We start from the raw sequence: 12,328 nt of genomic DNA on the forward strand, positions 1-12,328 counted from the left end.
ATTAATCACAAAATGTAGCCAACGTGACATAATAATGTCGTATGTTATCAGTAAATAAAGAGCTGCGTGATTCAATGACTTCAACATGACTATGTTCTTGAGCTTTTTCAAGCGCATTTAGAATTGCTTCATTAAGGCTTTCTTCCGAAAAGCCTGTATAATCACGTGTTTTCGATATTATCATCCGTTAACTATCCGTTCATTAATTGGAGAAATTTAGTTTAGCACGATAAACTTTGAAGGTCTTGTTATAAATTATTGACAATAAATTGTGAAGTATAAGGATTTATTCAATAATAAATCACCAACGCGAGCAAGGAAACTTAGCTATGGGAAAAACAATATTACGTGTTGCCGAAGGAATTGAACTCACTTCTACGATAATGGCTAATCTAAAGAGTATTCTAGGCCAAGATTTAACACTAGAAACTTATTCTAACACTCCAAATTTAGAAAATATTTATACAAAGCGCATTCAGATATTACATCAGGCCTTTCAATTTATTGTCAAAGCAATACCACCCAAAGGGAATGAAAAAGAATTAAAAGATTATATTTCTTGGTGCTTAAGGTCTTGTAATCTCTCTCCTTGTAAAGTGCTTTCTGAATATCAGGATACGTTGGCTCGGTTCACAGCTTTGCTTGTTAATGGATTACTAGATTATTGGGATGACTTTACTTCTCTAGAAGAAGCTCAAGCTAAAGAGATTGCTATTGAGATGCTAAATAGAGCAGAGCAATATCTTATTATGAAAGAGGGGCGTCCAAATTTAGCTACATTGAGTATAGAAACAACCTTTAATGAACCCAAGCTAATTTTACAATGGGATGAATCACTACCGCCTTACACGGAAGAAACACTTAATGAATTAAAAGCGATCAAAAATAGTAACTTATGGGTGACTCCCGATTGGTTTAGACAACTTTCTCCTATTCAACAAATTTTTGTACATGTAAATGAAAGCCAACCACTCAATAAAGAAAATCTAAGAAATAACTTAGGTATATTAGAAACGCTTTGGAAGTATGTAAAAGATCATACGGAGCAAGCGAATTTACTTAAAGATTTAGAAATTATTTCAGAGGACAAGTTACCAAAACCTTCCTGGTTTTCTCACTTAAGTTTAGGTCATCAAAAAATATTTAGAGAGTTAGCTGCGCAGGTTTCTAAAAATGGATTAAATTGTGTTGAATATCACTTAACCGAGATAGGTAAATCATTAGATAATATTCCAGTCAATAAAGAGGTTAGTGAGGTTCCTTATTGGTTTCTAAGGCTGCCTGCCTATGAACAATTATTCTTGAAAAGAGTTCTCTCTGAAACTAATAATATAGCTGACGTGGTTTCTTACTTACCTAGCCGCTTACGGTCTTTGCCTTTATTAGCAAACTTTGGTAAACATCAATTATTTTTGTTATATCCAAATGGACAAGTAAAAGAATTAGGTCAGGCAAGGCTGCGTTCTAGTCACTTAAGCTCAAGAGATTTAGAAGATGAACCTGCTATCCTAGGTCAAGAGCATAGTAATCGCAATGTAGCGCAAATTTGTCATTATTTAGGTAAAAGTCGTGCATTATTTATTCAGACTTTAATTAGCCCGATTTCTTTACCTAGTCAAATATTACCGGATCCAATTTTAGACAAACATAGACGACATGCTATAGAGCGCCTACGCTCTGAACACAAAGAAATTAAAATTTATACAAGTAATCATCCATTTAATATAGCTAAATACTTAATTTATACAAGTTCTTATGATCAAGATTGCTTAGAACTATTAAATAGCGTGCAAGAAGAATTGCGGAATATTACTGAGCAATCTAAAGATTTAAAAATTGATGATAATTTTGCAACTCATATTGCTTGTCTTATTGAATTATCTTATACCTATCCAAAGATATTTAAGCAAATTAGACAATTTATAGAAAATCCTAAGCTTATAGAAGACATTGGTACTTCTGCTTATGAACGTTTTATTAAGCAGGTTTTTAGTGAAAATAAAATACCTGTATCTTTTTGTTCTAGTTTATGGCCGGATAAAGAATTTAATAAAGACAACGTAATTAAAAGCTTAGATTACTTGATCTCTTTAAAAGGTTCTAACTCTTTAGCATTTAACTTAGCTAAACGGTTAACTGATTTAGCACAGATTTGTTGTGAGTACAATAAAGTGCTTAATTCAGGCTATGGTACAGCAACAATCTTTGATTACCGTTGTAGGGAACTATGGTTAAGTTCAGTTGAGAATTTAATTATTATACTTATAGAAGGGCTTAGTTATGGTTCCTGCGTAAGTGGAAAAGATAGAAAAGCATTAGAAATAATTCATACGGATGCCATGCTAATTTATCGTGAAATTTATGGTACTTGGCCAAGCTTTTTTGATAATAAAGAAGCAAGAGGGCATTTTGAAAGTATATTTGTGGATTTATATATTACCTGGCATGCGCATGTTCATGCAGGCCGAAATGCTGATGGTGCCCAAGGAATTAAAACTCCTGCAAATTATTTACCTAAAGATATAGTAGAAGCCATTAAGCTAAGAGCAGGAAAACAGTCGTTAACTATAGATGATACTCTAGCTACTAATAATGAAGTTAGACGAATTGCTGGAATTGCATCTTATACAAAACGGAAGTATGCTCGTTGTGTTGTGGCTGCAATGCAACTATCTGAATCTAGCATAGAAACACTATTAGAAACTATAAAGTTGTTAATAGGTGAAAAAGGATATTGGCAAAAACAGCTAAATTATCGCCTGTTTGCTACTTCACCAAAAGGTATAACTCAGATTCAAAAATTATTTGATGACACAATTACGCAAAGTTCATCTTTAGAAATTAAGACGCGTATGCTTGCTGATATTTACTATATTGTTTCAGAGAGGCCAGACAAATCTGAAACAAGATTGAGTGGAACAGAAGCATTTTATACTTGTATAAGGAATTTATATGCATCAACTGATCCTGAAGCCCAAGTTAATTTGATTTTACAGCAATTGCTAGAAACTAAAGCTAAATCCTTTGAAGATAATATAAAAGAGACAAGCCAAGTCTTATCAAATTAGAGAATCTTACAAGAAGAGTTATAAATCTATAGGGAGGAAAAATGTTAAATGTTAATACAGGTATTATTTGCGATGTAATTATTAAAGCACGACAATTTCAAGCAAAAGAAGAGGTAAGTTTTCCTGAGATGACAGATGATATGGATGCATCGTATGTTTTAGCTGATTATGCTGACGATATGGTCTATCAAGAGGTTGTTGGTGCAATTAATAATTTAAGACCTGATCAGCAAGCAACCCTTGTAGCATTAATGTATTTAGGTAGAGGTGATTATGTGCCTGAAGAATGGGATGAAGCACTAGCTTTTGCAGTAGAGCGCTGGACCGAGCATACAGGTGAATATCTACTTTCTAGGCCAACTATGCCAGATGACATAGAACGAGGTTTAGAGGCGATGGGTCTATCATGTGAAGAATAATAGATTCATATTAAGTTTATCTTAACTCAAACGAGCTATGAGCTAAGAATTAATAGTTCAAGAAGCTAGTTTGTCTATATCTTGGTGAAAAGGTGTAAGACAAATCATTTACACTAAGAGGTGTTCTAAACCATAGTAGAGCGCCTGCAATTGTGTTACTTTTTGACAGCAGAGAACAATGCCTGGCATAAAGGAAGCTCTATCAATGCTATCATGCATAATAGATAATGTTTCACCTGGATTACCAAATATGACTTGTTGTCTTGCCATAATACCGGGTAAGCGTACCGAATGTATGGGAATTCCCTGATATTTACCACCACGAGCGCCTGGAATTAATTCATGACTTCGATCTTCTATCTCGGATGCACTTCGTGTAGCAGCGATCATTTCTGCCGTTTTTATAGCCGTCCCTGAAGGAGAATCAAATTTTTGGGGGTGATGAGCTTCAATAATTTCTACTTCAGAAAGATAACGCGCTGCAAGTGCTGCAAATTGCATCATTAAAACAGCGCTAATGGAAAAATTAGGCGCAATAATGCCACCTAATTTTTTGTTCTCGCATAGTGATTCTAAATGCTGAATTTGATCTTGTTTTAAACCTGAAGTACCAATCACAGGATGGGCACCACTATCAATAATGGTTAAACAATTGGCATACACACAATCAGCTCGGGTTAAATCAATAACGATTTGTGCTTTTGTATCAATAATAGCGGTACTTAAATTATCCTGCCGGGATAGGGCACCAACTAATTTAAACTCAGGGTGATTAGTTATTGTTTCACAAGCAAGCGATCCCATCTTACCACGTGCGCCATTAACGATAACACCAATCACCATAATTTAGCTCCTAAATTGCAATATAAGCCACTTAATAATAATTATTCTTTGCTAAACTTCTTTTTGTTTAAATTCTGATTTTCTTTTACTGTACGCATAGCCCATATTGTTGCAGGAGGCCAACCAATTAGAGTGGCTTGCATAAACAATGCTACAATTGCTCCACCTGGATTATCATAAATTAATAATACTAACCAAGGAAAAGCAAAAGAAAGAAAGGCCCAAAACATTCTCTTTAACATTTTTAGGTACCTACTTAATTAATTTAATTTACTATACACAATCTCGCTAATTAGTAATACTTTTTAATCTGGATCGCTTATGAATCCTACGCATGCATAGGAAAATGTTTTACGAACTAAAGAGCCTTCAACTCTCCTATCTCAAACATACGTTAATTACTAAGTTTTACTTAAAGTATATTATTTCTTTACTTAAAAACCAAAGCTTACTAACGCCTGCTTGAGCTTAGGCATTGCATTGGAGCAACAAGTAATGTACCTTTACCAGGCATTAATGGGCGAATATAACTTTGCCTGCTTTAATTAAGAAGAAATTTTTGCATTATGAGCTGGTTTCGCTTAACATCGCGCAATATTTTCAAACATTGTACTTAAGTTTTTCAATTAAGGTATCAAGCATGAGAAGGTACGAACTTCATCCTTACACTGCTGTAATTAATAAAGCACAAAAAAATCAATCGAAAAAAGCTAAAAGTGATGCTTTAACATGGTTGGCGGCCACTTTTCCGCAAGCTTTTGATAGTACAGTGCGTATTCGCCCTTTAAAAGCAGGTATTATGAGCGATATTTTGCAACATGCAGATAAAGCACATTCGTTAGGAATTTCTCGTAGTAAGATTCGTGAAGCTGTCGTCTTATTTACACGTCGATTAGATTACTTAATTTGCTTAAAAGCGAAAGAAATGCGTATTGATTTAGACGGCAATCCAGTTGAACCTGTTACGACAGAAGAAGCTGAACGTGCAGCATTAAAAATTAAAAAGCGGATCGAAAAAAATATACGAAATACTCGCAGTACAGTGATAGTTAAGCCAATAGGCAATAATTCATTACACCAATCTAACTCTAATCATCAAGCAAGTACATTTAACCTATCTAGCTATTGCTCTTCTGACTCTCATTATATTGAAAAGCCCCCTCTTTTTAGTACAGCCGATAATACAAATACCCTTTCCAAGCCTACAGTAACGATAAAGCGCAAACCTTTGCGTCACTATGATCCTAGCGCTGTAGCTCGTCTAAAAGAAAAATTAGGCATAGCTCGTAAGAGTGAATAAGAAGCTTAATAAATATTTAATATATGCTACTTAGGTTATCCGGTAAGTTTTGGTTTATTAGCGCTAACATAAACGATAATCTAAAGAAAAAATATTTAAATGCAATAATTAAATCGAAATTGTTTCCTTTATATAGGATGGTCTTGCAAAAAATGATCATATATAAAGGAAACTCATAAATTTTATTTTAAATAGAAACAAATCAGCAACTAAAATAAAAATTTATCTTATGATAATTTTAATATCACGAAATTTTTAAGCTTGCTGGTTGTTGGAGCGAGTATACTGTACCTAGTAATTCCTGTGCTTCTTCACTCATTTTATTCATAATTTTTTCATTTCTTAGAATATCATCTACAATATCCGGGTTATTTGTAGCGATTTCAACCACATTGTCATCGGTAAGTGAGTTACTTAATAGGGGTTGATTCAAAACAAATTTAGCCGTTTCAAGATGTTTTTTAGCTAAAATAACTATAGCGCTACTAACCCCTGGACGTTTTGCCAAAATGCTTAATTGCTTAGGGGTTTTTAAAATAGCATTGGCTGCTTCTGGATGAATATCTGCAATGATTAAAAGATGCAGTGAGCCTAACTGTAGACGTTGAAGCAGCGAAGAAGTTATCTCAGGAAAAGCTTTAATAATAGTCTTAATATCTTGAAAACTAATTTCTCTGGTTTCAAATTTATCGCTTAATTGTTCTAATAAACCGTTAGCAACTTTTACATTAGATAAGGCAAGTGCACATAACTCTGCACCGTTAAATTGAGAAACATATCTTGGCTGCTTAAACATTGAAATTAACAAATCGGGATCTGTCTTAGCTCGTTGCAGCATTTTTTCCAGAGCAAGTTTGTTTTTTTTCTCTATCTGCTCAGCGTTTAGCGTATTATTATTATTGTTAATGTCTGTAACAATTTCTTCATATTTTAAACTCATATTCTTGCTTAGCGCTTGTTGAATTATTTCTTTCTTTTCAGCTATTTCATCATGGGTTTTGCTTTTAATTGTTACTTCTGATTGTTGCAAGAAGAAAGAAGTAATGCGTCTAAGTGAGGGTACTCTACTTTTTTTTACAAAATCAATTAGATTTTCTAAATTAGCCTTAATTGGTGATGTGTCTAAAATTTTTTTGTTTTTTTCATTTAATAAATGCAAAAATAAATTTAATGAAGAATAATTAATAGTATTATTTTTAATTTTATTCGTTATTTCATTTTCAATTTCATTAAAATCAGTCTTATTATTTTGGTTTAATAAACTATTTAAACTTTTTACTGAAGAAAGTTGACTAATACTCATAAGATCAACAGCTTGATCAAGCCTATCATTTTTTATGATAGCTTGTATTAATTTATAGGCTAGATCATTGGGTATTAGTTCAAATAAATCTTTTAAGGAAAATGGCTCACCATTATACTTTGTAGATTTAAAAAGTCGTTCTAGTAAGGCGCTATTGGTTAATGCATTTTCTAATATATTTAGTAGTTTCTTTTGATCTTTATTGTGAATACTATCGATAAAAATTCCTCTTTCCGTACTTAGTACCTGGTATATAGTATTGCCTACCCTAATTTTACTCTTGTGATGTAACTTAGTTTGCAAAGTAAAAAGGTATTCTGGGCTAAGTCCTTCATCTCTTTTATATTTTAATTCAATATCAAATTCTAATTGTTTATATAAAGAAGAATTATTATCAAACATGTATTCTCTAGCCCAACCAGGAATTAATGCTTTATCTACGGTGCCTTGTTGCATTACAGAACCAAACCATAGGCGACTTAATGTTTCATTATCTTTAATAAAATAAGTAAAAAGTTTATTATCATTTAGAATACGATTAAATAATTGAGCCGCTAAATCAACAGGTAAAGCCGCTAAAATGGTTATTAAACCTTCTAAATCGTGAATTCTTAATCGCAATAGTTCATTATCAGATGTAATAAATAATTGAAAAAAATTATTAGTAAGTTTATCAGTTAATAAATCTTTGGTAATTTTAAGGAATTCAATAAAACTAATATCATCTTTCCTATTAAAAAAATTATCTAATAATTTATTTGGGATAGATTGTAGTATTTTGTTTTTTACCGAATTTTTTGGCAGCTTATAGTTTTTAACAGTTTCGGCGAACTTAACCAAACCCTCAGTAGTTGTTGTATCACAAGAAAACGCTTTATTAATTAATTTATCTCGAAGATGAGGATATCTTTCTGAAAATTCGATAATGTTTTCTTTATCACCAATAAGCTTATTAAATTTTTCAATATTAAAATTTAATATTTTTTCAAAAAAATCTTCAATGTAATTAGGAAATTCTTCATCAAGAAAATCTATCCATATATTTAATCTATATTCATCTTTAATCAGTCTATCAAACTCATTTTCATCCTCTAAAATAGATTGAATTAAAATTTCGGCATCTTCAGTATTAATAGTTAGGAGTGTTTGTTTGAATTCATAAGTAGTAGGAATTAATCTTTTAAATTCTTGTTTATTGGTGGTAATAAAACTCATTATTTTAGAGATTTCATTATCAGTTAGAGGCGATCTTAATAAGGCAATAAGTTGGTCATTATCTTGGATAAGGCTATTAAAATGAGTCGATTCAAGTAATTTGATAATAATTTCTTGGTATAAATCTTGAGGTGAGCTATTTATTAACTCTATTAAACTATAAGCATCATTAACTTCATATTCTATGCTGTTAAGTATTAATTTCATGTCAGTTATATACCTCTTATTTATAAATTTATAAAATTTTGAAGAAGAGGTATTTTAAACATCATGCTATAAATAGCAACAGAATGTGTATTTAATGCTGAATTAAACATGCTTTCAACTAAGGAAGCGTTTGCGTTTAACTTGATAATTTGTAACAGATCACCTAATGGCGGCAACTTAAGAACAACTCTGCCTTTCCCGCGTAGTTGGTAATCCATTTCTATGTAGGCACAGTGTAAGTGTAAGGATAGATTTCCGCCTTCGCGAAAATGACAAAATCCTTAAGTTGCCGCTGTTACCTGATCTATTACGATATTTTTCAGAAGCTGGATTCAATAGCTAAATTATGTTTATTCTGCAATAACCTTAATGATTTCCATGCAATTTGTTCCGCCAGGTTCACCTATAATTTGACCACGAGTTAATAAAACTAAAGAATCAACCTCCAATAACTTTAAGCTAGTTAAATGGTTAATGATGGCCTTTTTTATAAGCTCTACTTGTAAAGGATGAAAATCATATAAAATAGGAAAAATATTATTTACTAAACTGAGCTTATTAACTGTTCTAGGGTTTGCACTAATTGCATAAATAGGTACTTTACTTTGATGTCGCGACATCCAAATTGCACTTGCACCTGATTCAGTTAATGCAACAATTGCTTTAATAGGAAAGTGATTGGCTGTATACATGGTTGCCATCGCAATAGCTTGATCAGCACGATCATAATGGCAGGTATCTTTCTCAGGCCTGTTATATAAGAAAGAAGCATGTTTTTCAGCACTTAAACAAATTTTATTAACCATCTCAATAACTTTAACAGGATATTGTCCTGTTGCAGTTTCCGCAGACAACATAACAGCATCAGTACCATCAAGAATAGCATTCGCTACATCAGATACTTCCGCTCGAGTTGGCTGTGGTTGATAAATCATTGATTCCATCATTTGTGTCGCCGTAATAACAACTTTATCCAAGCGCCTTGCTTGCTCAATAATTTTCTTTTGAATAGCAGGAACTTCTGCCTCACCTATTTCAACACCTAAATCACCACGAGCTACCATTACAGCATCAGCAACATTAATAATTTCTGCTAAATTCTCTAGCGCTTCTGTTCGCTCTATTTTTGCAATAATAGGTATATCAGGTGCATTTAAGTTAGCTAACAGCTGACGGGCCTCTACAATATCTTGGCCATCTTGTACAAAGGACAGCGTTAAGTAATCAACCGAAATTTCAACGGCTGTACGCATATCATCCTTATCTTTTTCAGTTAAGGCACGTGCAGCTAACCCTCCACCTTTCCGATTCAATCCTTTGTTATTTTTTAAAATGCCTCCTTCAATAACTCTACAAAAAATACGTGACTTTTCAACTTTAGTCACAGTTAATTCAATAAGGCCATCATTTAATAATAACGTATCGCCAGGTGATACTTCCTGACATAAGGCTGCATAAGTTACACCTACAAAAGTGCTATTCCCTAATTCTTTAGTGGCACAATCAAGAATAAATTCCTGATTAGGAGTAAGAGTAATTTGACCTTCTTGAAATTTACCAATTCGTAATTTTGGTCCTTGCAAATCAGCCATGACCGCAAGTGGCTGATTTAATTCTTGAGCAATCATCCGAGCTGTTGCAATCGTTTTAAGTACAGATTGATCTGCATGCGAGAAGTTAACTCGTAAAACATCAACACCAGCAGCTAAAATAGATTTTAACGTTTCTGGTGAGCTGCAAGCAGGGCCAAGGGTAGCAACAATTTTAGTTCTTCGATGTAGCATGTGCACGTTCTTCCAAGATAGCTACAGCCGGCAAGGTTTTTCCTTCTAAACATTCAAGGAATGCGCCACCGCCTGTAGAAATATATGATATTTGTTCGGTTAAATTATATTGATCAATAGCTGCTAATGTATCACCGCCACCAGCAATTGAAAAAGCATCACTGTCTGCGATAGCAATCGCTATCGCTCGAGTTCCATAGGAAAATTGAGCGAATTCAAAAACGCCTACAGGGCCATTCCAAATAATCGTTTTAGCCTTATCAACAATATCTAAATATCTACCCACAGTATCTGGTCCGATATCCATAATCATGTCGTCACTAGCAACACTCATAAGAGATTTATTGAAAGCTGGGCAGTTTTCATTAAATGATTTACCAACTACAACATCAGAAGGCAAGAGCACTTGACAATTATGTTGGCTAGCTGTTTCTAAAATAGCTCGAGCCTCATCAAGTAAGTCATCTTCACAAAGTGATAAACCTATTTCAAAACCTCGCGCTCTTAAGAAGGTATTGGCAATACCACCGCCGGGTATAAGGTAATCAACCATTTTTACTAAGTGATTAAGCAACGATAATTTAGAAGATACCTTTGCACCACCTACAATAGCAACAATAGGTTTTTCTGGTGCTTTCATGACCGTTTCTACTGCTTCTAACTCACGTATTAGTAAAGGGCCTGCAGCGGCAATTGGCGCAAACTTGGCAACGCCGTAGGTAGAAGCTTGGGCACGATGAGCCGTACCAAATGCATCCATAACAAAAATGTCACATAATGAGGCTAATTTTCTAGCTAATTGCTCATCATTCTTTTTTTCACCAGGATTAAACCGTACATTTTCACAAATGACTATTTCTCCTGACTTAACAGATACACCTTCTAAATAATTTGCTGCAAAGTGCACTGGATAATTTAATTGACTAGCTAAGTAATTAGCGACAGGCTCAAGCGAAAAACGCCTTTCAAATTTACCTTCTTCGGGACGGCCTAGATGCGATAAAACAATTACTGCAGCGCCAGCTTCAAGCGCGCGTTGTAAAGTTGGTATAGCTGCTTGTAATCGTTGATCGCTTGTAATTATTCCATCTTTAATAGGTACATTTAAATCTTCGCGAATTAAAACACGCTTATCACGTAAATCTAATTCACTCATTTTAAGCAAATTCATGACTAAAATCCCTTAACGACTCATCATACAACTAGCAGTATCGAGCATACGATTAGAGAAACCCCATTCATTATCATACCAAGCAACCACTTTAACTAAATTGCCTAAAACTTTTGTTTCGTTGGTATCAAAAATAGAAGATGCAGGGCAGTGGTTAAAATCACAAGAAACTAAAGGGTCTTCATTAATATATAAAATATTACTCTTAGCACGACGCATGATATCATTAATTTCTGATACATTTGTTTCACGTGAGGCAGTAAATGTTAAATCAATAACAGAGACATTTAATGTTGGTACACGCATTGCAAAGCCATCTAATTTACCATTCAATTCAGGTAGCACAAGTCCAACAGCTGAAGCTGCCCCTGTTTTAGTAGGGATAATGGAATGTGCGGCGGCTCGTGCACGTCTTAAATCACTATGACTGCCATCAAGTAACATTTGATCATTCGTGTAAGCGTGTACAGTATTCACTAAACCCTGTTCAATTCCTACTGCTTCATGCAAGGCCTTAACGACAGGCGCTAGGCAGTTTGTAGTACAAGATGCATTAGAAACAATAATGTCACTTGCACGTAAACTCTGATGGTTTACACCATAGACAATCGTTGCATCGACATCTTTAGCAGGCGCTGAAATTAATACTTTTTTTGCACCTGCCTCAATGTGCTGCATTGCCTTGTCACGGTTGGTAAATAAACCCGTACATTCCAAAACTACATCTACATCTACATCTTTCCAAGGTAAGGCTTTAGGATCGCGTTCAGCGAAGACACGAATCGCATGATCATTAATAACCAAGCTATCTTCTTTAACAGCGACTTCATGACTAAAGCGGCCATGTGTAGTGTCATAACGAGTTAAATGAGCATTTGCTTCAAGGCTTGATAAATCATTTATAGCAACAATTTCAAATTCATCTTGTCGATTGTATTCATAAATTGCTCTTAAAATACAACGACCGATCCGCCCATAGCCATTAATTGCAACTCTCAGCGCCATACTTTTCTCCAAA

10 protein-coding genes are annotated in these 12,328 nt (G+C 34.0%); 3 read left to right on the forward strand and 7 right to left on the reverse strand.

Features of this window, described 5'->3' with window-relative positions; translation table 11 throughout:
- Position 1 precedes the first annotated feature (1 nt).
- Positions 2–184, reverse strand: coding sequence for a dodecin domain-containing protein (locus E1P04_RS06585; protein ID WP_115329660.1), 183 nt, complete (start codon positions 182–184; stop codon positions 2–4).
- A gap of 145 nt (positions 185–329) precedes the next feature.
- On the opposite strand from E1P04_RS06585, the gene sidP reads away from it, so the two are divergent.
- A complete protein-coding gene (gene sidP / locus E1P04_RS06590; RefSeq protein WP_131782120.1) occupies positions 330–3,068 on the forward strand; it encodes a Dot/Icm T4SS effector PI-3-phosphatase SidP in 2,739 nt (912 codons plus the stop codon).
- Between the two features lie 41 nt (positions 3,069–3,109).
- Positions 3,110–3,487 (forward strand): DUF3775 domain-containing protein, encoded by a 378-nt coding sequence (locus E1P04_RS06595; RefSeq protein ID WP_131782121.1) that lies wholly within the window; start codon positions 3,110–3,112, stop codon positions 3,485–3,487.
- A 108-nt stretch (positions 3,488–3,595) separates the two neighbouring features.
- On the opposite strand, the gene dapB is transcribed toward E1P04_RS06595, so the two are convergent.
- Positions 3,596–4,330, reverse strand: a complete 735-nt coding sequence (dapB, locus tag E1P04_RS06600) for a 4-hydroxy-tetrahydrodipicolinate reductase (RefSeq protein WP_131782122.1) — start codon at positions 4,328–4,330, stop codon at positions 3,596–3,598.
- A gap of 41 nt (positions 4,331–4,371) precedes the next feature.
- On the reverse strand, positions 4,372–4,572 hold the full coding sequence (locus E1P04_RS06605) for a hypothetical protein (protein ID WP_165482692.1): 201 nt from the start codon (positions 4,570–4,572) through the stop codon (positions 4,372–4,374).
- Positions 4,573–4,970: 398 nt separating this feature from the next.
- Here E1P04_RS06605 and E1P04_RS06610 point away from each other — a divergent pair, with 398 nt between their 5' ends.
- Positions 4,971–5,630, forward strand: a complete 660-nt coding sequence (locus E1P04_RS06610; protein WP_131782123.1) for a ProQ/FinO family protein — start codon at positions 4,971–4,973, stop codon at positions 5,628–5,630.
- 244 nt (positions 5,631–5,874) lie between these two features.
- On the opposite strand, the gene E1P04_RS06615 is transcribed toward E1P04_RS06610, so the two are convergent.
- The 4 genes from E1P04_RS06615 to gap all read right to left on the reverse strand — a co-directional run bounded on the left by E1P04_RS06615 (position 5,875) and on the right by gap (position 12,315).
- Positions 5,875–8,355, reverse strand: coding sequence for a hypothetical protein (locus E1P04_RS06615; protein ID WP_131782124.1), 2,481 nt, complete (start codon positions 8,353–8,355; stop codon positions 5,875–5,877).
- A 350-nt stretch (positions 8,356–8,705) separates the two neighbouring features.
- Positions 8,706–10,139: a pyruvate kinase gene (gene pyk / locus E1P04_RS06625; protein WP_131782126.1), complete on the reverse strand. Its 1,434-nt coding sequence runs from the start codon at positions 10,137–10,139 to the stop codon at positions 8,706–8,708.
- The gene (locus tag E1P04_RS06630; RefSeq protein WP_131782127.1) at positions 10,120–11,310 is read right to left on the reverse strand and encodes a phosphoglycerate kinase; all 1,191 of its coding nucleotides are present in this window, start codon (positions 11,308–11,310) and stop codon (positions 10,120–10,122) included. The genes pyk and E1P04_RS06630 overlap by 20 nt, the downstream gene beginning before the upstream one ends.
- Before the next feature lie 12 nt (positions 11,311–11,322).
- Positions 11,323–12,315, reverse strand: a complete 993-nt coding sequence (gene gap / locus E1P04_RS06635) for a type I glyceraldehyde-3-phosphate dehydrogenase (protein WP_131782128.1) — start codon at positions 12,313–12,315, stop codon at positions 11,323–11,325.
- Positions 12,316–12,328 lie beyond the last annotated feature (13 nt).

The sequence above is a fragment of the Legionella gresilensis genome (genome assembly GCF_900639865.1).
In the GTDB taxonomy this organism is placed as follows: Bacteria; Pseudomonadota; Gammaproteobacteria; order Legionellales; family Legionellaceae; genus Legionella_C; species Legionella_C gresilensis.

Excerpts from the sequence above, each read along its gene's own strand:
- E1P04_RS06585 (WP_115329660.1), bottom strand. The coding sequence starts at position 184 with ATGATAATATCGAAAACACGTGATTATACAGGCTTTTCGGAAGAAAGC.
- sidP (WP_131782120.1), top strand. The coding sequence starts at position 330 with ATGGGAAAAACAATATTACGTGTTGCCGAAGGAATTGAACTCACTTCT.
- E1P04_RS06595 (WP_131782121.1), top strand. The coding sequence starts at position 3,110 with ATGTTAAATGTTAATACAGGTATTATTTGCGATGTAATTATTAAAGCA.
- dapB (WP_131782122.1), bottom strand. The coding sequence starts at position 4,330 with ATGGTGATTGGTGTTATCGTTAATGGCGCACGTGGTAAGATGGGATCG.
- E1P04_RS06605 (WP_165482692.1), bottom strand. The coding sequence starts at position 4,572 with ATGTTAAAGAGAATGTTTTGGGCCTTTCTTTCTTTTGCTTTTCCTTGG.
- E1P04_RS06610 (WP_131782123.1), top strand. The coding sequence starts at position 4,971 with ATGAGAAGGTACGAACTTCATCCTTACACTGCTGTAATTAATAAAGCA.
- E1P04_RS06615 (WP_131782124.1), bottom strand. The coding sequence starts at position 8,355 with ATGAAATTAATACTTAACAGCATAGAATATGAAGTTAATGATGCTTAT.
- pyk (WP_131782126.1), bottom strand. The coding sequence starts at position 10,139 with ATGCTACATCGAAGAACTAAAATTGTTGCTACCCTTGGCCCTGCTTGC.
- E1P04_RS06630 (WP_131782127.1), bottom strand. The coding sequence starts at position 11,310 with ATGAATTTGCTTAAAATGAGTGAATTAGATTTACGTGATAAGCGTGTT.
- gap (WP_131782128.1), bottom strand. The coding sequence starts at position 12,315 with ATGGCGCTGAGAGTTGCAATTAATGGCTATGGGCGGATCGGTCGTTGT.